Origin of the sequence: Enterobacter cloacae complex sp. IR5403 (genome assembly GCF_049238705.1) — a bacterium.
GTDB classification, from domain to species: Bacteria; Pseudomonadota; Gammaproteobacteria; order Enterobacterales; family Enterobacteriaceae; genus Enterobacter; species Enterobacter hormaechei_C.
The window spans coordinates 1-24,828 of the sequence record NZ_JBMKHP010000009.1; the positions used below are offsets into that span (position 1 = coordinate 1).

At 55.5% G+C, this 24,828-nt stretch carries 23 protein-coding genes and 1 tRNA gene; 7 read left to right on the forward strand and 17 right to left on the reverse strand.

Annotation, left to right across the window (positions count from 1 at the left end; translation table 11 throughout):
• Positions 1-194: 194 nt before the first annotated feature.
• Complete coding sequence (gene eco / locus ACOTW6_RS13820) at positions 195-704, reverse strand: serine protease inhibitor ecotin (RefSeq protein WP_063863634.1); 510 nt, start codon at positions 702-704, stop codon at positions 195-197.
• Positions 705-906: 202 nt separating this feature from the next.
• On the opposite strand from eco, the gene ACOTW6_RS13825 reads away from it, so the two are divergent.
• The gene (locus ACOTW6_RS13825; RefSeq protein WP_006811332.1) at positions 907-1,167 is read left to right on the forward strand and encodes a DUF2534 family protein; all 261 of its coding nucleotides are present in this window, start codon (positions 907-909) and stop codon (positions 1,165-1,167) included.
• Positions 1,168-1,233: 66 nt separating this feature from the next.
• Here ACOTW6_RS13825 and ACOTW6_RS13830 read toward each other — a convergent pair.
• The 3 genes from ACOTW6_RS13830 to ACOTW6_RS13840 all read right to left on the reverse strand — a co-directional run bounded on the left by ACOTW6_RS13830 (position 1,234) and on the right by ACOTW6_RS13840 (position 3,391).
• A tRNA-Pro gene (locus ACOTW6_RS13830) sits at positions 1,234-1,310 on the reverse strand.
• Positions 1,311-1,383: 73 nt separating this feature from the next.
• Complete coding sequence (yejM, locus tag ACOTW6_RS13835) at positions 1,384-3,144, reverse strand: LPS biosynthesis-modulating metalloenzyme YejM (RefSeq protein ID WP_047719280.1); 1,761 nt, start codon at positions 3,142-3,144, stop codon at positions 1,384-1,386.
• Positions 3,145-3,163: 19 nt separating this feature from the next.
• Positions 3,164-3,391 (reverse strand): YejL family protein, encoded by a 228-nt coding sequence (locus ACOTW6_RS13840; RefSeq protein ID WP_001135586.1) that lies wholly within the window; start codon positions 3,389-3,391, stop codon positions 3,164-3,166.
• A gap of 134 nt (positions 3,392-3,525) precedes the next feature.
• Between ACOTW6_RS13840 and yejK the strand changes: the two genes are divergently transcribed.
• Positions 3,526-4,533, forward strand: a complete 1,008-nt coding sequence (yejK, locus tag ACOTW6_RS13845) for a nucleoid-associated protein YejK (protein WP_017383403.1) — start codon at positions 3,526-3,528, stop codon at positions 4,531-4,533.
• A 51-nt stretch (positions 4,534-4,584) separates the two neighbouring features.
• On the opposite strand, the gene rplY is transcribed toward yejK, so the two are convergent.
• A complete protein-coding gene (rplY, locus tag ACOTW6_RS13850; protein WP_003859376.1) occupies positions 4,585-4,869 on the reverse strand; it encodes a 50S ribosomal protein L25 in 285 nt (94 codons plus the stop codon).
• Positions 4,870-4,994: 125 nt separating this feature from the next.
• Positions 4,995-6,755, reverse strand: a complete 1,761-nt coding sequence (locus ACOTW6_RS13855) for a DEAD/DEAH box helicase (protein ID WP_213789131.1) — start codon at positions 6,753-6,755, stop codon at positions 4,995-4,997.
• 151 nt (positions 6,756-6,906) lie between these two features.
• Here ACOTW6_RS13855 and rsuA point away from each other — a divergent pair, with 151 nt between their 5' ends.
• From rsuA to ACOTW6_RS13870, 3 genes are all read left to right on the forward strand, one after another.
• Positions 6,907-7,614: a 16S rRNA pseudouridine(516) synthase RsuA gene (gene rsuA / locus ACOTW6_RS13860; RefSeq protein ID WP_045341042.1), complete on the forward strand. Its 708-nt coding sequence runs from the start codon at positions 6,907-6,909 to the stop codon at positions 7,612-7,614.
• A 15-nt stretch (positions 7,615-7,629) separates the two neighbouring features.
• Positions 7,630-8,829: a Bcr/CflA family multidrug efflux MFS transporter gene (locus ACOTW6_RS13865; protein WP_003859373.1), complete on the forward strand. Its 1,200-nt coding sequence runs from the start codon at positions 7,630-7,632 to the stop codon at positions 8,827-8,829.
• 276 nt (positions 8,830-9,105) lie between these two features.
• Complete coding sequence (locus tag ACOTW6_RS13870) at positions 9,106-9,450, forward strand: YejG family protein (protein ID WP_017383399.1); 345 nt, start codon at positions 9,106-9,108, stop codon at positions 9,448-9,450.
• A 3-nt stretch (positions 9,451-9,453) separates the two neighbouring features.
• Here the strand turns inward: ACOTW6_RS13870 and yejF are convergent, their stop codons facing one another.
• From yejF to ACOTW6_RS13915, 9 genes are all read right to left on the reverse strand, one after another.
• Positions 9,454-11,043, reverse strand: coding sequence for a microcin C ABC transporter ATP-binding protein YejF (gene yejF, locus ACOTW6_RS13875; RefSeq protein ID WP_121478761.1), 1,590 nt, complete (start codon positions 11,041-11,043; stop codon positions 9,454-9,456).
• 1 nt (position 11,044) lies between these two features.
• On the reverse strand, positions 11,045-12,070 hold the full coding sequence (locus ACOTW6_RS13880; RefSeq protein ID WP_023324979.1) for a microcin C ABC transporter permease: 1,026 nt from the start codon (positions 12,068-12,070) through the stop codon (positions 11,045-11,047).
• Positions 12,070-13,164: a microcin C ABC transporter permease YejB gene (locus tag ACOTW6_RS13885; protein ID WP_047732602.1), complete on the reverse strand. Its 1,095-nt coding sequence runs from the start codon at positions 13,162-13,164 to the stop codon at positions 12,070-12,072. Before ACOTW6_RS13885 ends, ACOTW6_RS13880 begins: the two co-directional genes overlap by 1 nt.
• 9 nt (positions 13,165-13,173) lie before the next feature.
• Positions 13,174-14,979, reverse strand: a complete 1,806-nt coding sequence (locus tag ACOTW6_RS13890) for an extracellular solute-binding protein (protein ID WP_121478763.1) — start codon at positions 14,977-14,979, stop codon at positions 13,174-13,176.
• A gap of 75 nt (positions 14,980-15,054) precedes the next feature.
• A complete protein-coding gene (locus ACOTW6_RS13895) occupies positions 15,055-16,608 on the reverse strand; it encodes a cyclic di-GMP phosphodiesterase (protein ID WP_062932759.1) in 1,554 nt (517 codons plus the stop codon).
• Positions 16,609-16,735: 127 nt separating this feature from the next.
• Positions 16,736-17,305, reverse strand: coding sequence for a bifunctional murein DD-endopeptidase/murein LD-carboxypeptidase (gene mepS, locus ACOTW6_RS13900; RefSeq protein WP_003859364.1), 570 nt, complete (start codon positions 17,303-17,305; stop codon positions 16,736-16,738).
• Between the two features lie 415 nt (positions 17,306-17,720).
• A complete protein-coding gene (locus ACOTW6_RS13905) occupies positions 17,721-18,434 on the reverse strand; it encodes a phosphatase PAP2 family protein (RefSeq protein ID WP_062932760.1) in 714 nt (237 codons plus the stop codon).
• Between the two features lie 33 nt (positions 18,435-18,467).
• Positions 18,468-19,454: a CobW family GTP-binding protein gene (locus ACOTW6_RS13910; RefSeq protein ID WP_062932761.1), complete on the reverse strand. Its 987-nt coding sequence runs from the start codon at positions 19,452-19,454 to the stop codon at positions 18,468-18,470.
• A 123-nt stretch (positions 19,455-19,577) separates the two neighbouring features.
• Positions 19,578-21,044 (reverse strand): mannitol dehydrogenase family protein, encoded by a 1,467-nt coding sequence (locus ACOTW6_RS13915; protein WP_062932762.1) that lies wholly within the window; start codon positions 21,042-21,044, stop codon positions 19,578-19,580.
• Positions 21,045-21,249: 205 nt separating this feature from the next.
• On the opposite strand from ACOTW6_RS13915, the gene uxuA reads away from it, so the two are divergent.
• Entirely contained in the window at positions 21,250-22,440 is a 1,191-nt protein-coding gene (gene uxuA / locus ACOTW6_RS13920; RefSeq protein WP_062932763.1) for a mannonate dehydratase, read from the forward strand.
• Positions 22,441-22,556: 116 nt separating this feature from the next.
• Here uxuA and yeiP read toward each other — a convergent pair whose 3' ends face one another.
• Positions 22,557-23,129, reverse strand: a complete 573-nt coding sequence (gene yeiP, locus ACOTW6_RS13925; protein ID WP_003859355.1) for an elongation factor P-like protein YeiP — start codon at positions 23,127-23,129, stop codon at positions 22,557-22,559.
• A 164-nt stretch (positions 23,130-23,293) separates the two neighbouring features.
• On the opposite strand from yeiP, the gene ACOTW6_RS13930 reads away from it, so the two are divergent.
• Positions 23,294-23,548, forward strand: coding sequence for a YkgJ family cysteine cluster protein (locus tag ACOTW6_RS13930; protein ID WP_017693039.1), 255 nt, complete (start codon positions 23,294-23,296; stop codon positions 23,546-23,548).
• On the opposite strand, the gene setB is transcribed toward ACOTW6_RS13930, so the two are convergent.
• A complete protein-coding gene (gene setB / locus ACOTW6_RS13935) occupies positions 23,545-24,726 on the reverse strand; it encodes a sugar efflux transporter SetB (RefSeq protein ID WP_015572310.1) in 1,182 nt (393 codons plus the stop codon). The genes ACOTW6_RS13930 and setB overlap by 4 nt on opposite strands.
• Positions 24,727-24,828 lie beyond the last annotated feature (102 nt).

The following is a 24,828-nucleotide window of genomic DNA, read 5'->3' on the forward strand; positions in this document are numbered from 1 at the left end:
CTACAGGAAACGCCTCAGCGATTTACAGCCGGACCGAGGCATCGCTGAAAGCCCTCAGTTATTCTGAGGCAACGTTATCGCTTTTGCTTTCAAATTACTGGGGAACCCTCTCCCCGGTGGGAGAGGGTTGGGGTGAGGGCACCAGAACGCACCCTTTCCAGGTCGGGTAAGCGTGAGCGCCACCCGACTTATTTTTAACGAACTACCGCTTGTCCTACCGTCTCATCCGCCTTCCATACGCGATATTTCACCTCCACGTTTTCCGGCGTGTATACGACGATCGGCAGCTTGCTGTTATAGCGCAGCAGACTGTTATCACCCAGATACGCGGTAATAAATTTCTTCTCTTTCTTGCCGTCCGGGCACGCCATCATGGTGGAGACTGGCGAGGTTACTTTGTCGAAGACATAGTAGTCATAGCCCCAGCCTTCCAGCGTTTTGCTTTCCAGCTGGCCGCCCAGACGATGCTGGTTGCAGTCCACTTCCAGCGTCTGGCCGATTAACAGCTCAACTTTGAAATTTGCTTCATCCTGCTGAGCCGGGAGCTGAATAACCTGGCGCTTCATCCCTTTGTCCGCTTGCGGATACGGAGCAACTTTTTCCAGCGGCTGCTCTTTCTGGGTTTCGCTGGCGAAAGCACTGCTGCTGGCGCACGCAGCGGCGATGAGGGCGATGGCAAATTTAGGTGCGTTTTTCACTGTCATTCCTTTTTGTTAAAACGATCCTGGAAAGACTAACATAATGTACGTGAATGGTTGGCGTAATTTACTCACATTTTCATTTTAAACGGAGTAATGCACTGCTTTTGTGTTCATTTATTGGTGTTTAATGCTGTGTTGGAGTCGGTGCGGCAATCGTGTTATTTTACGCGTTAATTATTGTTATTCATCTGTAAAGGGAGGGGAGATGGTACGGGAAAAACTGAAGACACCTGAAGGCCGCAAGTTCCTGCTGGCGTTACTGGTTGTGTTTATGATTGCTGCTGCATGCGTGGGGCGAGCAACCATTGTCGGTGTGATTGAGCAGTACAACATCCCGCTCTCTGCCTGGACAACCAGCATGTTTGTCCTGCAATCGGCGATGATCTTTGTTTACAGCCTGGTGTTCACCGTGCTGCTGGCGATTCCGCTGGGGATTTTCTTTCTCGGTGGGCGTGAAAAGCACTGACTCTTCTGCATGCGGTTACAGGCAATAAAAAACCAGCCATAAGCGGCTGGTTTTTTTGTGTAGTTTTGGTCGGCACGAGAGGATTTGAACCTCCGACCCCCGACACCCCATGACGGTGCGCTACCAGGCTGCGCTACGTGCCGACGCATAAAAGGAATACTACTCGATTCCTTTTTGAATGCAAGGGGCAAGCAACGCTAACTGATTCATAAATAATCAGTTAGCGATAAAGCGCTTCTCGTCTGTCAGCACCTGCAACAGCAAACTGAGCTGCGGTTTCTGGTCTTTCAGCTTCTCGCCTTCGAGGTTATACGTCTGGTAATTGCCGTTGCTGTTCAGCACCAGGGACAACGTCGGCGTGGTCACCACCAGCGTGTTTCCGCCAGCAGCCGTGACCCAGTTATGACGCCGCGTGGCGCTAAAGAGGTCTTGTCCCTGCGAGTACTCAATGGCCGGTGTGCTGACGTGCAGCAGCCGCTGCATTAACGTGGTCATGACGTCCTTATGGTCGGTGAGCATGTTGATGCGCTGCGCGGGAGTGCCCGGCCAGTGGATCACCAGGGGAACATGCAGGTTCGGACGCGACCAGTCCATGCCCTTCGCCTCGTCGCCGAGCGGCACGCCATGCCCCGCCGTGATAATCACGACCGTATTGTCCAGCTTACCCGCGTCGCGCAGTGCGGTCAGCACGCGACCGATCTGCGCATCGACATCACCCGCCGCACGGCTATAGCGGCGCGCGAAGCCTTTCTGATTGCTGTCATCAAGCGTTGTGCCGTTAAACGCAACCCAGGAGAACCAGCGGTTATCTTCCTGCGCATAGCGCTTCAGCCAGTCTATCCACTGGTCAGCGGTCCGATCGTCAGACTGGCTCTGCGCGGCGGGCAGTGAGAAATCAGACAGCAGCGCCTGGCGGTACAGCGAGCTGTTGAAACCATCAGAGGCGAACAGCCCCAGCTGGTAGCCCTGCTGATTAAGCCCGGTAATCAATGCCGCCGGAATACGGGCCGACAGCACGCCGTCCATATAGCTCGGTGAAATGCCGTAGAACAGGCCGAAAATACCCGCGTCGGTCGAATTACCGGAGCTCATATGCTGAGTGAATACGATGTTGTTTTCAGCGAATTCAGCCAGCGCTGGCATCTGCTTCTCATAGCGGGAATAGTTCAGGCCATCGACGGTAATCAGCAGCACGTTCTGACCGCGCCCCATGTCGCGATATTTCAAATCGCTCAGGGGATACTGCACGCTGACCGCTTCCGGATTACCCTGTTCGACCAGACGACGCTGATACTCCTGCGCGTCCAGCAGGCCGTGTTTTTCGAGGAAACGACGCGCCGTCATCGGATAGGAGAGCGGCAGGTTCGCGCGCTGCATGGTAATCGGGCGATAGAAGTTCGCATCTGCCCAGATATACATCAGGTGCGAACCGATAAATGAGGCGAAAAAGAGCGCCGCGACGGGCTTCGCATAATGGCGGCGTCGGGTCAGACTGCGGAGCTTTTGCCAGCTCCACGTGGCGAACAGCATTTCGATCAGCAGGATTATCGGCACGCTGATAAACATCAGCTGCCAGTCGCGCGCGGTCTCGTTCTGATCCGGGTTAATCACCAGCTCCCAGACGACAGGATTCAGGTGCAGGTGGAACCGGGTAAAGACTTCGCTGTCGATCAGCAACAGCGTCATGCCCGCCGTCGCAAGAATGGCGGACAGGAAGCGCATCAGCCGCTGCGACATGACGATAAACGTCAGTGGGAACAGGATCAGCAGATAGGTGGCGAAGACCAGAAAGCTAAAGTGACCAACAAGGCTCATCCATGAGTAGATGCGCCCGGTTAACGTGGTTGGCCAGTCCGCCACAAACAGATAACGGCAGCCGAGCACCATCGCCAACAGAATGTTGAACAGGGCAAACCAGTGCCCCCAGCTGACCATCTGGGAGACTTTTTCACGGTAGCGCTGACGATTCGTCACCATAAACTGTTGTTCGTTTCCCTTAGTGTGCCTGGTCGTCGCTAACGGAGGACTGCAAAGCCTGGGCGAAAGATTTGGCGATCGCCTGACGCTGAGCCGGAGCAACGCTGGTATTGATCAGGTTGGTAACCATATTTCCCAAAACCATCAGGGAGAGATCGGTTGGCGTTTTATGTTTTTCCAGTACGTTGACCAGCTCACTGAGCAGTTGTTCAACGTGTTCGTCACTGTAGCGGGAATGTTGTGGCATAAATCAAAATCAGTTTGTTGAGAGAAGGGCGACATATTACCGTAGCAACAGCTTTTTTTCCCCTTTTTTATCTTCTGTTGCACACATGCGTTGGTGGTGGTTGAATACCGCCCGGTCTAAAAGGAGAGTTTATCATGAGTCTGGAAATCAACCAGATTGCCTTGCACCAGCTTATCAAGCGTGATGAGCAAACCCTTGAAGTGGTGCTGCGCGATTCGTTACTGGAACCAACGCCTACCGTTGTCGAGATGATGGCGGAGTTGCATCGCGTCTACAGCGCGAAAAATAAAGCCTATGGCTTGTTCAGCGAAGAGAGCGAACTGGCGGATAGCCTGCGCCTGCAACGTCAGGGCGAAGAGGATTTCCTGGCATTCAGCCGCGCTGCTACAGGCCGTCTGCGTGACGAACTGGCGAAATATCCCTTCGCCGATGGCGGTATCGTCCTGTTCTGCCACTACCGCTATCTGGCGGTAGAGTATCTGCTGGTCACCGTGCTGAATAACTTAAGCAGCATGCGCGTGAACGAGCAGCTGGATATCAGCTCAACGCACTACCTGGATATCAACCATGCGGATATTGTGGCGCGTATCGATTTAACCGAATGGGAAACCAACCCGGAATCAACGCGCTACCTGACCTTCCTTAAAGGCCGGGTGGGCCGCAAAGTGGCGGATTTCTTTATGGATTTCCTCGGCGCCAGCGAAGGGCTGAATGCCAAAGCGCAGAACAAAGGTCTCCTCCAGGCGGTGGATGACTTTACGGCTGAGGCGCAGCTTGATAAATCTGAGCGTCAAAACGTGCGTCAGCAGGTTTACAGCTACTGCAACGAGCAGTTACAGGCCGGGGAAGAGATTGAGCTGGAGTCGCTGTCCAAAGAGCTGGCAGGCGTCAGCGAAGTCAGCTTCCAGGAATTTACTGCGGAAAAAGGCTATGAGCTGGAAGAGAGCTTCCCGGCGGATCGCAGTACGCTGCGTCAGCTGACGAAATTTGCCGGTAGCGGCGGTGGGTTAACCATTAACTTTGATGCCATGCTGCTCGGGGAACGTATCTTCTGGGACCCGGCCACCGACACGCTGACCATTAAAGGCACGCCGCCGAATCTGCGCGACCAGCTCCAGCGTCGCACCTCAGGCGGTAAGTAACAGCCATAAAAAAACCCCGCAAACGCGGGGTTTTTCTCGACAGGTTTGCGATTACGCGCGAACGAAGTCGATGTGAGTCAGTTTTGGCTTGAACGCGTGACGCTGAACAGCCTGAACTTTCACTTTTTCTTCTTTACCGCCAACAACGATGGTCAGAACTTCGCTGTAGAACTCAGCTTTGGTCTGCATGTTCCATACTTTGTCGTGATCCAGTTCAATAGCAACTGGAGCAGCTTCGCCACCGTAAACGATAGCCGGGAACTTGTTTGCGGTACGCAGGCGGCGGCTCGCACCCTTACCCTGCACGTTACGTACTTCTGCTTCGATAGTGAACATTGATTTCTCTCTGTATTTAAAACCCTACTACAGGCGACCCAGCAGCAGGTGAGTGTTCTGCCTCACGGATGTGAAGCGGGCGGCATTTTATACTCAAATGGCTCGCGCATCAACGAAAAGTCCCGTTAACCGCGCAATTCGTTTGCCCGGCGAAAGCGTCCTTCATAGTCAAAGACCTTCTCACGCACCTGCCAGAACTGCCCTTTTTTACGGGCGACAACAAAATCAGGATGCCGTAGCAACGCCTGCTGGCGCACGATATCGGCCACGGTTATCCAGCGCAGCGGCACGCCAGGCGTGCGGGTATGCGGGCGGATAAAGAGCTGCTCGAACGCTGTGCGCTGGGCGGGCGTCTGGACCCGGAACCGCTCGCTGACGTCTGCGCCATCCTCGTCGTAATAGGTAATTTTTAGCCACTCGCCTTTTTCATCCGCGCCGGGTTGTAAGGCCATGCCGGAACAGCGCAGCACCAGCGCATCTTTCAGCTTCAGCGCCGCTTTCAGCATGTCGTCCGGGTCGACCAGGACCGTGTCGCACTCCCGGCAGCGGCGGGCGGCAATATCGTTTTCGGCGTTGCACTGCGGGCAGTTTTTGAAGCGGAAGCGGAAATCACACTGTTCGCGATGGCCTTCATCGTCTTCAAACCAGCCCTGACAGCGGCGGCCAAAATGTTCGATCAGCGTGCCGTCGGCGGTGGTTTTCCCCCAGAAGGTGTTGGCAAACCCGCAGGCAGGGCAAAAAACCTGAACGGGCACGTTGTCGCTCTTGCCTTTTGGCGTGCCGACTTCCGGCGAATAGAGATCGTGCGGGTTACCGGCGTAATCAAGGATCAGACAGTCGGTTTTGCCCGGCGCCAGACGCAGCCCGCGGCCAACAATCTGCTGATACAGGCTGACGGATTCCGTCGGGCGAAGAATCGCAATCAGGTCGACGTGCGGGGCGTCAAAGCCGGTGGTTAGTACGGAGACATTCACCAGATAGCGGAACCGCTGAGCTTTGAAGTCCTCAATCAGGCTGTCGCGCTCCGGGCCGGGGGTTTCACCGGTAATTAACGCCGCGTCGTCGGCGGGCAGCAGCCCCGTAATTTCGCGCGCGTGTTCGACAGTGGCAGCAAAAATCATCACCCCTTTGCGCGTTTGCGCAAACTCTTCAATCTGGCTGATGATATGCGGCGTGATCCGCTTCTGTTTTTTCAGCTCATGGTTAAGATCTGCCTCGCTGAACAGCCCGTTGCTCTGCGCCTGTAAGCGGCTGAAATCGTACTGCACGACGGGCATATCCAGCCGCTCCGGCGGCGTCAGGTAGCCGTGCTTGATCATGTAGCGCAGCGGAAGTTCATAGATACAGTCGCGGAACAGGGCCTTTTCATCGCCACGCACCATGCCATGATAATGAAACTGATAAATCCAGCCCTTGCCCAGACGAAACGGCGTGGCGGTAAGGCCAAGCAGACGGAGGTGAGGATTCACCTCTCTCAGATGAGTGAGGATTTGCTGATACTGGCTGTCGTCGTCATCGCTGATGCGGTGACATTCATCGACAATCAGCAGGGAAAACTCGCTGCGAAACAGTTCCAGGTTGCGCGCAACGGATTGTACGCTGCCAAACACCACTTTTCCGTGGCTCTCTTTGCGCTTCAGCCCGGCGGCAAAAATGTCGGCCTCCAGGCCAAGTGCGCAATATTTGGCGTGGTTTTGCGCCACCAGCTCTTTGACGTGCGCCAGCACCAGCACGCGTCCGCGGGCCAGGCGCGCCAGTTCGGCAATCACCAGGCTTTTACCGGCTCCGGTCGGGAGTACGATGGCGGCGGGCTCCCGATGCTTGCGAAACCAGGCGAGGGTGGCATCAACGGCTTCCTGCTGATAGGGGCGTAATGTGAACGTCATGGCTTCTCTATTCAGTTAACTCGCATATAGTATGCCACGAAACTTTTTCCCTTGAGTGGCGCAACCAGACCATTATACTGAACTGTTTCTGACTGCTTCTTTTTCGGACGCGTAGTCCGACTTCCAGCACCATTAAGGCTAAAAAGATTTCATGCGACTTGATAAGTTTATCGCTCAGCAACTCGGCGTAAGCCGCGCTATTGCCGGGCGTGAAATTCGCGCCAGCCGCGTAACCGTGGACGGCGACATTGTGAAAGACAGCGCTTTTAAACTCCAGCCTGAGCACCAGGTGGAGTATGACGGCAACCCACTGACCCAGCAGAATGGCCCGCGCTACTTCATGCTCAACAAACCGGAAGGTTACGTCTGTTCAACGGACGATCCGGATCACCCGACGGTGCTCTACTTCCTCGACGAACCTGTGGCGCACAAGCTGCATGCGGCAGGGCGACTGGATATCGATACCACCGGCCTGGTGCTGATGACCGATGACGGCCAGTGGTCGCACCGCATCACCTCCCCGCGCCATCACTGCGAGAAAACCTATCGGGTGACGCTTGAGTCTCCGGTCTCGGATGACACGGCAGAGCAATTCGCGAAAGGCGTTCAGCTGCATAATGAGAAGGATCTGACCAAACCGGCGGTGCTGGAAATCCTCACCCCCACGGACGTCCGTCTGACCATCAGTGAAGGCCGCTACCATCAGGTGAAGCGGATGTTTGCCGCCGTGGGCAACCACGTTGTGGGGCTGCATCGTGAACGTATCGGCGCGATTGAACTCGATCCAGACCTGGCCCCAGGGGAATATCGCCCGCTGACGGAAGAAGAGATCGCCAGCGTTGGGCTGCCTTCACGCTAAATTCAGGAGAACCCTGTGACCACCAGGCCACACTCGTCGTTTAAAATTGTATTTATCCTTGGCCTGCTGGCCATGCTGATGCCGCTGTCTATCGATATGTATCTGCCCGCGCTGCCGGTGATTTCCGCGCAGTTTGGCGTACCGGCAGGCAGCGCGCAGATGACGCTCAGCACCTACATTCTTGGTTTTGCCCTCGGTCAGCTCTTTTATGGCCCAATGGCCGACAGCCTGGGGCGTAAACCGGTTATTCTGGGCGGGACATTGATATTTGCCGCGGCGGCGGTGGCCTGCGCGCTGGCGCAGAGTATCGATCAGCTGATTGTGATGCGTTTCTTCCATGGCCTGGCGGCGGCTGCGGCAAGCGTGGTGATTAACGCGCTGATGCGCGACGTCTACCCGAAGGAAGAGTTCTCACGCATGATGTCGTTCGTCATGCTGGTCACGACAATTGCGCCGCTGGTCGCCCCCATGGTGGGCGGGGCGGTCCTGGTGTGGTTCAGCTGGCATGCGATTTTCTGGATCCTGGCGATTGCCGCGCTGCTGGCCTCGGTGATGATCTTCGTCTTTATCGATGAAACGCTGCCGGTTGAGCGCCGTCAGAAGTTCCACGTTCGCACCACGCTAGGCAACTTTGCCTCGCTGTTTCGCCATAAGCGTGTGCTCAGCTATATGCTGGCCAGCGGCTTTAGCTTTGCCGGAATGTTCTCGTTCCTGAGCGCAGGGCCGTTTGTGTACATCGAACTGAACCATGTGTCGCCCCAGCATTTTGGTTACTATTTCGCGCTGAATATTGTGTTCCTGTTTGTGATGACCATTATCAACAGCCGCTTTGTCCGGCGGGTTGGGGCGCTGAATATGTTCCGCGCCGGGCTGTGGATCCAGTTCGTGATGGCTATCTGGCTGGTATTGAGCGCGTTGCTGGGCGTCGGTTTCTGGGCGCTGGTGGTGGGGGTGGCGGCGTTTGTCGGCTGCGTGTCGATGGTTTCATCCAACGCAATGGCGGTGATCCTCGACGAATTTCCGCATATGGCGGGCACCGCCTCGTCGCTGGCAGGAACGTTCCGTTTCGGGATTGGCGCGATAGTCGGGGCGCTGCTCTCGACGGCGACGTTCAATACCGCCTGGCCGATGCTGTGGGCGATTGCCCTCTGCGCGACCTGCTCCATTCTCTTCTATCTTTACGCCAGCCGGCCGCGAAAGACGGCGCATAAATGACCACTTAAGGCCCGAGACGGGCCTTTTTGTTGACCCATATCAACCAACCCTCCGTTCGTTTACCCTGTGTTTGTTTCTTTTATGTAAAATCTATTTATGTAAAAAGTCACATCATTGTATTTAAAAAGGTTGAGTTAGATCGCAGAAACGGGTACATATAGCGCCGACGCGAGCCTGCAACGCCTATAAAATCCGCTAAACAGTGCAGGTTGGCGATGATGTGTTACTATAAATGTAAATAAATTGTGAAGTAAATTTGCTTCCGGGGATCTGAACGTGAATACATTACAACTCTCCATTGTCCATCGCTTGCCCCAGAGCTATCGCTGGTCGACGGGTTTTGCAGGTTCGAAAGTTGAACCGATTCCGCAAAGCGTTACCGGGGAGGATAATTGTCTGGTGGCGCTTAAGCTGCTCAGCCCGAGCGATGAAAATGCGTGGCCGGTCATGGAACGTCTCAGCCAGGCGCTGACGGACATCGAAGTGGACAGCTCCGTGCTGGAATGCGAAGGTGAGCCGTGCCTGTTTGTTAACAGCCAGGATGAGTTTGCCGCCACCTGTCGTCTGAAAAACTTCGGCGTGGCCATTGCCGAGCCGTTCTCCGGTCAATATCCTTTCTGAGTGCTAGTCAGCGGACAATAGCTGGCGCGTGTAATCCTGCGTCGGCGCGGTGAATACGCGCTGGCACTCTCCCTGCTCAACGACTTCTCCCTGCCGCAATACCACTACCTGATGGCAAAGCGCACGCACCACCTGTAAATCGTGGCTGATAAAGATATAGGCCAGCCGATGCTTTTCCTGTAGCCCCTTCAGCAGCGCCAGAATTTGCGCCTGCACGGTGCGGTCCAGGGAAGAGGTTGGCTCGTCCAGCACGATCAGCTCCGGTTTGAGGATCAGCGCGCGGGCAATCGCTATACGCTGGCGCTGTCCGCCAGAAAACTCAGCCGGATACCGGTGCCGGGTCTCGGGATCTAAACCCACTTCCGCCATCACCCGCATCACGTCGATTTCACGCTGTTGCGCCGTCATTGTCGGCTGGTGGACGCGCAGGCCCTCCTCAATAATCTGCAAAACGCTCAGGCGCGGGTTAAGCGAAGAGTTTGGATCCTGAAATACCACCTGCATCCGCGGGCGCACGGGAAGCATCATTCGGCGATTCAGGTTTTGCAGCGGCATGCCGTCAAAAACAATGCTTCCCTGAGAGGCGATCAGGCGTAGCAGCGCCAGGCCGGTGGTGCTTTTGCCTGAACCGGACTCGCCCACAAGCCCAAGCGATTCGCCCGGACGCAGAGCGAAGCTCATCTCTTTCAGAACATGATTGTGATCGACCACGCGACGCAAAATGCCTTTGCGGATCGGGAATGACACCGACAGTCCCTCAACCCTCAGCAACGGCGCGCTGTCAGCGTTAAGCGGAACCGGGTCGCCAGCGGGTTCGCTATCGAGCAGGCGCTGTGTATACGGGTGCTGAGGCGCGCTCAGCAGGGCGGATGCCCGGTTCTGTTCCACGCAGCGGCCGTTTTGCATCACGGCCACCGTGTCAGCAAGCTTTCTCACGATGCTCAGGTTGTGCGTAATAAACAGCAGGCTCATGTTCAGCTCGTCGCGCAGTTCGCGCAGCAGTTGCAGAATTTGCGCCTGCACCGTGACGTCCAGCGCGGTGGTGGGTTCATCGGCAATCAGCAGTTCAGGGCGCGTGAGCAGGGCCATTGCAATCATCACGCGCTGGCGCTCGCCGCCGGAAAGCTGGTGCGGGAAATCGTTCAGCCGTTTCGCCGCATTACGGATACCGGTGCGTTCAAGGCAGTCCAGAATTTCACCCCGCGCTGCCTCTTTACGCATTCCCCGATGAAGGGACAGCACTTCATAGAGCTGTTTTTCCAGGGTATGCAGTGGGTTGAGCGACACCATCGGCTCCTGAAAAATCATGGCGATGTTGTTGCCACGAATGCCGCGCAGGGTTTGCTCGTCAGCGTTCAGCAGCGATTGTCCATGGAACAGAATATCCCCCTGCGGATAGCTGACCGGCGGGGAAGGGAGCAGGCGCAGCACCGACAGCGCCGAAACGCTCTTACCGGAGCCGGATTCCCCGACCAGCGCCAGCGTCTCTCCGCGCTGGATCTGCAACGATAAATCCGTCACCACCGTGCGTGATTCGCCCTGTTTTGAAAACGCAATCGACAGGTTCTCTATGCTCAGAAGAGGCCGGGTCATGTCATACCGCCTTGTTGGGATCGAAGGCATCGCGCACGGCTTCGCCAATAAAAATCAGCAGGGAAAGCAGCACCGCCACGGAGAGAAATGCGGTGATGCCCAGCCAGGGGGCCTGGAGATTGTTTTTGCCCTGCAACAGCAGTTCGCCAAGGGAGGGTGAGCCCAGCGGCAAACCGAAACCAAGAAAATCAAGCGACGTCAGGGTGGTGATGGAGCTGCACAAAATAAACGGCAGGAAGGTAAGGGTCGCCACCACCGCATTGGGAAGCATGTGGCGGAAGATGATTGCGCGATCGCTCACGCCTAACGCCTGCGCGGCGCGAATATAGTCATAATTCCGCGTGCGCAGAAACTCCGCGCGCACCACGCCGACCAGCGCCATCCAGCCGAACAGGACGGTGATCCCGAGCAGCCACCAGAAGCCAGGCTGTACCACGCTGGACAGCAGGATAATCAGAAACAGCGTCGGCATACCGGACCAGACTTCAATCACGCGTTGTCCCCATAAATCTATTTTACCCCCGTAATAGCCCTGCACGGCGCCCGCCACAACGCCCATTACGCTGCTAAAGAGCGTCAGCAGCAGCCCAAACAGGAGCGAGATGCGGGTGCCATAGAGAATGCGCGCCAGCACATCGCCGCCGTTGGCGTCCGTTCCCAGCCAGTTTTGCGCGGAAGGCGGCGAAGGGAAGGGGGTGGACGTGGCGAAGTTAATACTGTTCGCGCCAAAACGAATCGGCGCCCAGATAGCCCAGCCGTGCTGCGCGATCTGTTCACGTAACCAGGGATCCTGGTACTCGGCTGGCGTCGCAAACGGGCCGCCAAAATCGCTTTCGCTGTAGGTAGTCAGCACCGGCACATACCAGCGGTCTTTGAAATGCACCAGCAGGGGTTTATCGTTGGCAATCAGTTCCGAACACATACTTAAGGCGAACAGGACGGCGAAGATCCACAGCGACCAGTAGCCGCGACGGTTGTGGCGAAAACGCGCCCAGCGGGCCTGATTGACGGGGCTTAAACGCGACATCAGCGGCCCTCAAAATCGATACGGGGATCGACCAGCGTATAGCTGATATCGCTGATGATGTTCAGCAGCAGGCCGATCAGGGTGAAAATGTAGAGTGTGCCAAACATCACCGGATAATCACGGGAGACGGTGGCCTCATAGCCCAGCAGCCCTAATCCGTTGAGCGAGAACATCACCTCTATCAGCAGCGAGCCGGTAAAAAACATACTGATGAACGTGGCGGGGAAACCGGCAATCACCAGCAGCATGGCGTTACGAAAAACGTGCTTCCACATGATCTGCTTTTCACCGACGCCTTTGGCGCGCGCGGTGACGACGTACTGTTTGCGGATCTCATCAAGAAAGGCGTTTTTGGTCAGCATCGTAAGCGCCGCAAAACCGCCGATGACCGTCGCCAGCACCGGAAGCGTGATGTGCCAGAAGTAATCGGTGATTTTCTGATACCACGGCAGGGTGCTGAAATCCGCGGAGACCAGCCCGCGCAGCGGGAAGAGGTCGAAATAACTGCCGCCGGCGAAAAAGACAATCAGCAGCACGGCAAACAGAAACGCCGGGATAGCATAGCCGATGATAATGAACGTGCTGCTCCAGATATCGAAACGGCTACCGTTGTAGACCGCTTTCCTTATCCCCAACGGAATGGAGACCAGATAAATAATCAGCGTCCCCCACAGTCCGAGCGTGATGGAAACCGGCAGGCTTTGTTTGATCAGGGTTAACACCGAGGCGCTGCGAAACAGGCTGTCGCCAAAATCGAAACGGACATAATTCCAGAGCATCCTGAAATAACGCTCGTGCAGCGGCTTGTCAAAACCATAGCGATGGGTGATCTCGGCGATCACCTCCGGATCCAGTCCGCGACCGCCCCGGTAGTGGCTTTCGCTGATGTTGCCCACGCCCGTCCGGGCATGGCTGGCCCCCATTCCTTCACCGCCGCCGCCCGGCATGCCGCCAGCGTGACCAAATTCTATTGCGGCAATTGCCTGGTCCACCGGACCGCCGGGGGCGATCTGGACGATAAAAAAGTTAATGGTAATGATGGCCCACAGCGTCGGGATCACTAACAGCAGCCGGCGGATAAGATAAGCGCCCATCGTTACTCCTTAACGCCGCTCTGCGGGCAATTTTGCGGCTTTATTCACGTCATACCACCAGGTGTCAAAGCCGAGGGTATAAACCGGGCGAACGGCAGGCAGGGAGAATTTATCCCAGCGGGCCACGCGATCTTCGCCCATATACCACATCGGCAGCATGTAATAGTTCCAGGTTAATACCCGATCGAGCGCGCGGCCAAGCGGCAGAAGCTTTTTCTTATCGCCCTGAGCGGCGACAATTTTTGCAATCAGCGCGTCAATCACCGGGCTCTTTACGCCCGGGGCGTTGTAGGAGGAGTCGATATACCCCGATGCCCAGGAGATTTGCAGATCTGAACTTGGCCACGGCTGCGCGGCCCACAGGGTCTGCATCATGTCGTAATCGCGACTGCGCTTGCGGTTGGTCAACTGGGCCATATCGACCTGGCGGATATTCATGGTAACGCCAAGCCGGGCAAGGTTCTTCTTAAATGGCAGCACCCACTGATCGTTTGCGCCGGAGGCAATCAGCAGTTCGAAGCTGAGCGGTTTGCCGGTTTGTGCATTAACCCGTTGCCGATTTTTCAGCACCCAGCCAGCGTCATCCAGCAGGTTGCTGGCTTTCAGCAGGTTGTCCCGGTCGAACCCGTTTCCGTCGGATTTGGGCGGTTCAAATACGCGGGTGAACACCTCCGGCGGGAGCTCCGCTTTCATTGGCGCCAGCAAAACCAGCTCGTCCGCGTGGGGATAATCACGGGCGGCATATTCAGTATTCTGGAAATAGCTGTTCGCCCGGCTGTAGGCTCCGTAAAACAGCGCCTTGTTCATCCATTCGAAATCAAACGCCAGGGTAATGGCTTCACGCACCCGACGATCGGAAAAAACCGGGCGCTGAATATTAAACGCCAGCCAGCGCGTGTCCTGCGCGGATTCGTTTTTGTGTTCGTCTTTAACGATATAGCCTTTCGCGAAATTTTTTCCGATATACCGGGTCGCCCAGTTTTTGGCGCTGTTCTCGACACGTAAATCAAACGCGCCTGCCTTAAACGCCTCGAAGGCCACGTTATCATCCAGGTAGTAGTCGTAGCGGATTGTATCGAAGTTCCAGCGGCCCCGGTTTACCGGCAGCGTGGCTGCCCAGTAATCTTTCACCCGGGAATAGATCACGTACTGGCCCATTCGCCAGTCGGTAATGCGATACGGCCCTCCGGCCAGCGGCGGGGTAGAGAGGGGATCGCTCAGCTTATGATTTTTCCAGAAGGATTCGGGCATGACGGGCAGGGAGAACAGGCTCAGCATATTCTCTTTGTTCGGCTCAGGGAGTTCGATTCGCACGGTCAGCGGGGCGATGGCTTTCACCGTGGTGCCCTTGTACACCAGACGAAACTGCGGCACGCCTTCGGTCATAAATTTATGAAAGGTGAACGCCACGTCACGGGCGCTAACCGGCGTACCGTCGTGAAAACGCGCCCGCGGATTAATCGCGATTTCTGCCCAGCTGAAATCATCGGCGTAACGCACGTTCTCCGCGACCAGGGGATAATAGCTGCCGGGCTCGTCGTCGGAGGTGACGAACAGCGTGTCATAGAGGGATTCGGTACGCGCTGCCGCTACGCCGCGCAGGGCAAAGCGGTTAAAGTTGTCAAACGTTCCCGTGGCGGAAAGCGTCACGTTTCCGCCTTTCGGGGCGGCGGGGTTAACGTAATCGTAGTGGTTAAAGTTAACCGCGTACTTCGGCTCGCCAATGACGGCAAAGGCCGTGCTCTCTTTGATGGTCTGCGCCTGGCTCGACAGGCTCACCAGCGCCAACAGCGTCAACACAACGCGCATAATCATAGTGCGGCGGATCCCTTTGTTCACAGGCAGGCTCGGTTGAACAGAATAATAAGGGACAGCGCCGTGATTGTGAAATTATTCCCCGAGCGTGATGTCGGGTTGCCACGTCCTGAACTGCTCCAGCGGCATCGGGCGGCCAATCCAGTAGCCCTGAAGATAGTTCACGCCATGCTCGCGTAGCCACGCCGCCTGCTCCGGCGTTTCAACACCCTCGGCGACGGTTATCATATTCAGACGTTCTGCCAGCGTCAGCACCGCGTCAAGCACTGGCGAGGTGACGGTTTCAGTCCCGATGGCATTCACGAAGCCACGGTCAATTTTCAGGTAATCCATCGTGAAGCGTTCCAGATAGATCAGCGCGCTGTGGCCGGTGCCAAAATCATCGATGGCGATTTCAAAACCTTCTTCGTGCAGCCATTCGAACAGCTGGTTAGCCTCGCGGTGGTTGATCATGTCGCGCTCGGTTATTTCCAGCACAATCTGGAAGTGATCGGGCGGAAGGGCGGTGGCAAACGCGCGCATATCCTCTTTAAAGCTTTCCGCATGCAGATGCCCGGGCGCGATGTTGATCCCAAACTTGGCCCCAGGCGGGAGCACCGTTTGCAGGACAGGGGCATCGCGGATAATCAGGTCAAAAAGATGCAGCGTCAGCGGGACAATCAGCTTCTGCGCTTCAGCGAAATTAATAAAGGCATCCGGTGGAATTTCTCCCATCACCGGATGCTTCCAGCGCATCAGGACTTCCAGCCCGGTCATTTTGAGCGACTGCGCATCCACGACGGGTTGATAGACCACGTAAAACTGGTCGCGCTTGATGGCCGTGAGGATCTCTTTCCCCGGATTAAGACGGATAGTAAGAATATAGAAATTTAACAGGCCCGCCGCGATCCCGCAGACCAGGCCGAAAAACAGGGCGTACAGCACTTCATCGGTCGTCCAGGCTTCCGCATAAACATGGATGGTCAGAGGTACATTTTTCAGCGTGGCGGTACGGACCGGGATATCAGGCAAATCACGCGCAGGGACCAGCGTTCCGGAATGGGTTGATAACGCATAATCGCCAATAATGATGGAAATACCGGCAAACTCATCCTGTCTTGAGGTGTAGAGAAGGTACGGGGTCAGGTTGAGATTTACGGAGGTAAACACACCGCCGTCTTTCACCAGTGGGTTGCGATACCAGATGGCAATCGCGGGCTTGTCCGGCATCATGGGGGTGCCCGGCAGGAGCGCCATATCAACCTGTTTATTGATGTGCAGTTCAGGAATAAGCGCTTGCAGGGGGACATTCATCGGGCCGGTGGCGGAAGAGCAGTAGGCGTATTTATCCCTGACCAGCAAAAAGGCGCGCACGTTGATGCTAAAGGCCGCCCGGGAGGTCAGGGCGGCACTCACTTCCTCGCAGCTGTTCAGCGTGAGTGGCTGGAGCGTATCAATCGACATTTTGAGCTCATCGAAATAGCTCTCCATATAGACGCTTAAATCGGTAATAAGGGTATCGAATCTGACGTCTCGCTTGTGGTAACTCCAGTAAAACTGTAATGCTCCCAGAAGCAGGGCAGTGAATAACCCCGTAAGGAAACTGATAAACAGTATCTTGCGGTTGCTGGAGAAGTAGCGGGTAAACATAGATGTCGTGATTCCTGAAATGCCGCTGGATAGCTATCAGTGTAACGGGCAAAAAAAAACACTGCCGGAGCAGTGCTTTTTTTATCGTATCGCCAGCCAAGGGATAACCAACGATACGACAGCAATATTAACTACGGCTCAGAACGCGGCGAGCTTCGTTGTAGCGCTTCTTCCAGTAAGGTTCGTTCATGCTGGAAATCGTCACACCACTGCTGGTGGAAGCATGGACAAACTGATCGTTACCGATATAGATGCCAACGTGTCGACCGGTTGAACCCGCTCTGAACAGGACTAAATCGCCCGTGCGCAGTTTAGTGCGCGAAATGGATTTGCCCATTTCCTGCTGTTCATAAGTAGAACGCGGAAGGTCTAACCCAAACTGCTCACGGAACGTACGCTGTACGAACGCGGAACAATCGATACCTTTCTTGGTGCTGCCGCCCAGACGGTAACGCACGCCTTTCCAGTCAGCATACTGATCCATAATACGCGACTTAACGTCGAGATTACGTACCATATTTTCAAATTCATCCTGAGAGGCTTGCAGTGAAGAGGAATCTTCCATTCCCACAACACGCGTCTCAGGATGCATATTCTTCGCGGTGTTCGTTGTACTACATGCCGAAAGCAGAACCGCCACTGCAATCGCCGGGATCCCCCGCAAGATATATCTCAAGATTGGTTGAGATTTGACCATTTTGTTTGTTTTCCCTTGAAGTCCTTAACGAAAATATCGTTATAAAAATGCCAACCGTGACGAGACTAATTATCTGTTCACAATGAGACAATTCTTTATGGTGAAAACTGTGGCTCAACGCACAAAATTATTCACCATGATAATAATTATCTCAGTGGGGCAAAACGAGTTCGAGGTTAACCGATTGCACGGGGTATTGCGAGCAAAAAAGTCCGTTTTTTTATAAGAAAATGTGATACACAAAGTTACAGCGCGGAATTGCTCAAAATGCCGCCATTCATACCGGTAATCCCTGCAATTGCTTCATTTTTATCACGAATAGTATGACGGGATGATGACAGCGTTGAATGACGCCGGAAAGAAGTGACTCAGGGATCGAAAACGATCCCTGATGAATGGTGTTAATTTTCGTTATTTATTTGTTTCCAGCTTGTTTAAATTTGCCGGGAAGATAGCGATCAAAAATGTCTATTATGCGATCGCTCAGGGGGGTCATCAGCACCCACGGTAAACCAATTAACACCGCCGTGAGGGAGCCTACGGCGATATCTGTCAGCCAGTGCGCGCCAATCATCACCCGCGGGAATGCAAATACCACCACAATAACCAGGGCGATGGCGAAGGCTTTTTTACCAAAATAGCGCAGCATGAAGCCTGCGAAAATCAGCAGCATCATACCGTGGTCGCCCGGGAAACTGTCCTTCGAGGCGTCTTTGGTTGGAATATGAAGCAGCTCGCTGACGCGGTTAATATTCGGGAAAGAGAGCGACGGACTGGCGCGTTTAACCGGCATCAGATGCTGCGCCAGCTGGTTGATAATCACCGCAGCCAGCAGCATCACCAGACCGATAATCAGAATACGGCGACGACCCGTTTTGTCTTCCTTCAGCCAGAAAGAGAGCATCAGACAGCCCATTGCCAGCAGCGAACAGCCGTCAAACGCGCGGTTATTGGTGATCGCCACCAGCCACAGGAAGGCCTCACTCTTCGCCAGAGCCTGGTTAAAGAAGTGGAACAGCCCGGAATCCAGCGGGAACCAGAAACCGTGATCCGCCGGGATATACCAGGAGAAAAAGATCGCCAGACCGGCAGCGTTGAGCAATAAAATAGCAGGAAGTCGAGTCGTCATAGTCTTCAGCAATGTGTGAAATCAGGGGCAACGTTAGCCGCCCAAACTTAAACGAAGCTTCAACAGGCTTGACTGGAGGGCATTCCAGTCGGTATTAACCGCACTAATTAACTCTATCCGGCTGTCGGGTGGCGCAACGTTCTGGGTTTCAATAAAGAAATCCTCGCCCTGACGGTTAATGCGCACCAGGCCATCCGGGGTGCGCATGATCCCTTTTACCCGCTCAACCGGCGCTAGTCTCGCCCACTCCAGGATACCAATGGTGTCGAAAACCGTATCGGCATCGAAGATCCACCCGCAGGCCTGGTGCCCCTGACCGCTGTTCAGGTTGCGACGCCAGCGCTGATGCTCCGGCAGGCTCAGTGCAGCCAGACCTTGCTTCGCGCCGTGGCTATGCGAATGCTCTGCGCTGGCAGGCAGTTGCGTCTGGTTGAGGCGGGGAAGGTCGAGCAGGGCGCCATCAATGTTGCCCTGGGTGGTCTGCACATACTGACGTCCACCGCCAGCCTTCTGCCACCAGGACTCAAACGCGGCCTGACTCTCAGCCGTCGCGCGATCGGATTTATTCGCCACGATAATATCTGCCGAGGCGAGCTGGTCGCGGAAATTGTCGTTATTGATTGCTTTTTCATCCAGCAGCTGGCGGGGGTCGAGCAGGCAAAGCGTCGCACGCAGCTCAAGCCACGGCTCGTATACCGGGGCGGTCAGTAAATCAAGGATTTGCTTAGGATGACCCAGCCCGGTAGGCTCAATCAGCAACCGGTCCGGCTTGCCCTGACGCAGCAGCGTATTCAGCCCTACCTGCATCGGCAGACCATTCACGCAGCACATACACCCGCCCGGGATCTCTTTCACCATCGCGCCGCTGTCAGCGAGCAACGCGCCGTCGATCCCCACTTCGCCAAATTCGTTGACCAGCACGGCCCACTTTTCCGCCGGGTCTTTATTGGCCAGCAAATGCAGAATGGACGTAGTTTTACCGCTGCCGAGAAAACCGGTGATCAGGTTGGTTTTGGTCACGTGCGCTCCGATAAATAATTGTGATGTAGTAACAACTATCTATCATCCTGACGAAAAAATCGGGCATTGAGAAGAGGAAGGGCGAACGGAGCACAAAACCGTTCGCCTTAAACGCAATAATCGCTAAATTTTTAACGTTTCGATAACGGCCTGGCGCGCGCCGAGCCGGACGAGGCGCTGGTACGCGCTGGTGATTGCTTCGACAAAGACAGGGTTTTGCGGCAGGTCGTCGCCAAAGATTTCATTTAACGTCAGCAGGGCGCTAACGCGTTCTGCGTCGCTGCTGGTAGCGACAATGGCCTGAAACTTGTCGCTCAGCGGATCGCGTACGTCAATGGCGTTGCCCTGTTCGTCCGTACCGCTGACGTAGCGCATCCAGCCCGCCACCCCCAGCGCCAGTAATGGCCAGGCGGTGTGACGCTCAAGATGCACGCGGATCCCATCCAGCATGCGCTGAGGCAGCTTCTGGCTGCCGTCCATGGCGATTTGCCATGTGCGGTGCTGTAGGGCCGGGTTGGCGAAGCGGTCAAGCAGGCTGTCAGCATAGGCTGTCAGATCAACGTTGGTGATGCGCAGCGTAGGGGCCTGCTCATTCAGCATCAGCCTGCGGGCAGCCTCGCGGAAACTGTCGTCCTGCATACATTCATTTATGTGCGCGTAGCCGGCAAGGTAGCCCAGATACGCCAGGAAGGAGTGGCTGCCGTTCAGCATCCGCAGCTTCATCTGCTCCCAGGGCAGGACATCCTCAACCATCTGTACGCCTGCCACCTCCCACTCCGGACGTCCGGCGACAAAGTTATCTTCCACTACCCACTGAATGAACGGTTCACAGCTGATGGCGCAGGGATCTTCAACGCCAAGTTCCCGGGTGATTTCCGCGAGTGAGGCGTCGGTGGCGGCGGGCACGATTCGGTCGACCATGGTGCCAGGGAAGCTCACGTGCGCCTCGATCCATGCTGCCAGCTCTGCGGAACGCTTTCCGGCCATGCCGAGAACGGCATTCTTCACCACGTGGCCGTTGTCGGGAATATTGTCGCAGGAGAGCACGGTAAACGCCGGCAGGCCGCGCTCGCGGCGGCGATGAAGCGCTTCGACCAGAATACCCGGCGCGGAATGCGGCTCAGACGGGTGCTCAAGATCGTGCAGGATGCGGCTGTTCTGCATATCCAGTTTTCCCGTCGCCGGATCGATGCAGTAGCCTTTTTCGGTAATGGTGAGGGAGACAATTGCCACCTGCGGTTCGCAGAACTTCTCAATAATGGCTGCCAGCGAGTCGAGTTTGGCGTTCAGGCACTCTTTTACCGCACCGATAATAATGGGCTGATTGCCTTCGGCGCCTTTCTCCAGCACGGTAAACAGATGATCCTGCGCCCGGAGCTGGCGCATGAGGACATCGCCGCTAAAGAGGCTAATCTCACAAATTCCCCAGTCGCCTCCCCTGGCATTCAGTACCCGGTTTGTTAACAACGCCTGATGCGCCCGGTGGAACGCGCCAAAACCGAAATGGACGATGCGGGAGCGTAACTGCTCGCGATCGTAGCGGGGCTGCTGGACATGAGCAGGAAGCGCGGTGGAGGCAATAGTCTTCATGTAATACACACCTGATTAACCATTAATTAACAATGCCAGTGTAAAGTTATATGACAACAAATTAAATTGGTAAGCCGTAAATATCCCTGTTATGTGAGTTTGATCAATCAATGTCGCGCGCTGTATTGACCACCTCGATTAAACATGTATGGTAGTCGTCATTGAAGTAACACATATTGGTATAACAACTTGAGAGGGTGGGGAAATGGAACAAACCTGGCGTTGGTACGGGCCGAACGATCCGGTTTCTCTTGATGATGTGCGTCAGGCTGGCGCAACGGGTGTGGTCACGGCGCTGCATCATATTCCGAACGGTCAGGTGTGGCCGGTGGAGGAAATCCAAAAGCGTCAGGCTCAGCTGGCAGAGAAGGGGTTAACCTGGTCTGTTGTGGAAAGTATTCCGGTTCACGAAGATATCAAAACCCACTCCGGTGAGTGTGATACCTGGATTGCGAATTATCAGCAGAGCATTCGCAACCTGGCAGCCTGTGGTATTGATACCGTCTGCTACAACTTTATGCCGATTCTGGACTGGACGCGTACCGACCTGGAATATGAAATGGCTGATGGTTCGAAGGCGCTGCGTTTCGATCAAATCGCTTTTGCGGCTTTCGAGCTGCACATTCTGAAGCGTCCGGGGGCGGAAGCAGACTACACTGCCGAAGAGCAACAGCAGGCGCTGGCGTGGTTCAATGCCGCCAGTGAAGCGGACATTGAGAAGCTGGTTCGCAATATTATCGCGGGCCTGCCGGGGGCGGAAGAGGGCTATACCCTCGATCAGTTCCGCGCGCGCCTGGCGGAATATGGCGATATCGATAAAAACCAGCTGCGTGAAAACATGGCGCACTTCCTGCGCGCTATCGTGCCGGTGGCAGAAGAAGTCGGCGTGCGGCTGGCGGTTCATCCGGACGATCCACCGCGTCCTATCCTCGGCCTGCCGCGTATCGTGTCTACGATTGAAGATATGCAGTGGCTGAAAGAGACGGTCGACAGCATCTACAACGGCTTTACCATGTGTACGGGCTCGTATGGGGTGCGGGCGGATAACGATCTGGTGCGGATGATCGAAACCTTCGGCGATCGCATTCATTTCACCCACCTGCGTGCAACCTGCCGTGAAGAGAACCCGAAAACCTTCCACGAAGCAGCCCATCTTGGCGGCGACGTGAACATGGTTGCGGTGGTGGATGCCATTCTCGCTGAAGAGGTACGTCGTAAGCAGGCGGGCGATGTGCGTCCTATCCCGTTCCGTCCGGATCACGGGCACCAGATGCTGGACGATCTGCGCAAGAAAACGAATCCAGGGTATTCGGCAATTGGCCGTCTGAAAGGGATGGCGGAAGTGCGCGGTATCGAGCTGGCGCTGAAAATGACGAAGTATCCTGAACTTCTTTAAGCCTGATCGCCCGGTGGCGCTACGCTTACCGGGCCTACGAAAAACCGGCTCTGAGGCCGGTTTTTGTGTTTTTGTAGGCCGGGTAAGGCGCAGCCGCCACCCGGCAAACGCCGCAATCAGTCAGCACGACCCATATAGCGTTTTTCTTCGATATGGATACGGATTTTCTCGCCCGCTGACAGGTATTCTGGCACCTGTACGACCAGACCGGTAGTCAGGGTAGCCGGTTTGTTACGCGCACTTGCAGACGCGCCTTTGATGCCCGGCGCCGTTTCAACAATTTCCAGATCAACCGTCTGCGGCAGCTCCAGCGCCAGCAGCACGCCATCCCAGGTCAGCACCTGCATGTCCGGCATTCCACCTTCTGGAATAAACAGCAGCTCTTCTTCGATCTGATCTTTGGTGAAGATATACGGGGTGTAATCTTCTTTATCCATGAACACGTATTCGTTGCCGTCGATGTAGGAGAAATCAACGTAGCGACGGGTCAGGGTCACGGTATCGACGATATCGTCGCCTTTAAAACGTTCTTCCACTTTCAGGCCGGTGCGGACATCAGAGAAACGCATTTTGTACAGCGTTGCTGCGCCACGGGCGCTGGGTGCCTGAATGTCGATATCTTTCACAATCAGCAGTTTGCCGTTGTAATTCAGTACCATACCTTTCTTAATTTCGTTCGCTCTTGGCATTACAGTAATCCTGTTTACGGGAGGTAAAAAATATCGCGCCAAATTACTCGCGCGCGGCCTTTCAGGCAAGCGGAATTCGTGGGTTTTGCTATCAATACATAAAAGGTGTTACTGTGCGCGCAATGCCCGACTGCGCGGGCATCTGCCACCAACAGAGAGCATGTATGGATTGTCGTTCCGACTGTGGCGCGTGCTGTACCGCACCGTCCATCTCAAGCCCCATTCCAGGCATGCCGGAGGGCAAGCCTGCCAATACCCGCTGCGTTCAGCTCTCTGACGCTAACCTGTGCATGATCTTTGGCTCGCCTCTGCGCCCGAAGGTGTGCTCCGGGCTTCAGCCAACCGCTGAAATGTGCGGCAGTACGCGCCAGCAGGCCATCACTTATCTGCTTGAGCTGGAAGCGCTCACCGCACCTTAAACGTCTTTGATTCGCGTCAGGCAGCTCAGCGTCAGGACGCACATCACCAGCGCAATCCAGAACACCGTATGATAGTTCCAGATTTCAGCCACAACGCCCGCCAGTGAGCCTGCAATAATCCAGCCCACGCGGGTGGTATTAGTATAAAGGGTGGTGGCAGAGCCTGCCTGACCCGGCATCAGATCCTGGAAGTAGAGCATGCCGATACCGGCCAGAATGCCGATGTAAATGGCGTTCAGCAGCTGTAAAGCCAGAAGCAGGGCTGGCGTATGAACCGTCAGCATACCGACATAAAAAAGCAGCCCGGCTACGGCGGCGACGCGCATCAAAAAGCGCTTGCCGAAGCGCTTCGCGTAATAGCCCGCAATCAGCATGGTGGGGATCTCAAGCCCCGCGGCGGTTCCCATCATGATCCCGGCCAGCTTCTCCGGCAGATGCAGCTCATCAATAATAAATAGCGGCATATTAATGATATAGAGGCTGTTGGTGCCCCACATCAGCGTACAGATAATGAATAACAGCAGCGCGTCGCGGCGGTTGCGTCGTGGAGCTTCCAGCGTACCGGTCGCCACTTTCGGCTCTTTGCGCATGGAGGGCAGAAAGAACCAGACCATTGCGCCGCATACCACGAAGGCCACGGCTGCGCTGAGGTACATCACCGTAAAGCCAAAACCCATCGCCAGCGCGTAGGCGAGCGGGGGGCCAATCACCCACGCCAGCGACACCTGCGCGCGCAGTATTGAGCTGAACATCACCGCTTCCCGCCCGGTGCGGTCGGCATGCTCGCGGGCAAGGGCGAACATCTGCGGGTTGGCGGTCGAGCCGAAACTGCTCAGGAAGACGCCCACAAACAGCAGAATGAAGTAGTTACGGTTCCAGGCAAACAGCAGGCAGGCAAACACCCCGAGCAGGCAGCAAAAAACGATCAGGCTTTTGCGATCGCCTTTGCGGTCTGAACGCCCGGCAAGAAACTGGCTGACGAAAATGCCGATGATGGCGCTCCCGGTGAAGAAGAAGCCAACCATCGCCGGGCGGGCGTGGACTTCGTTGGTCAGAAACAGGCTCAGCGTAGGCGTTTGTAACGCACCGGCAATACCGGTGAGAAAAGCAACGATCAAAAACGCCGTTGACGTCAAATCAAAAGGCTTTGGTGAGGCGGCAGCGGGGGTGTTATGCATGTTCAGTCTTTGCGAGTAACAGAGAGAGGCGGAGTTTACGCCGCCTGTCATTAAATAAACAGAGGGCAAAATCAAGATTGCCACAATAAATCAAAATAGCAT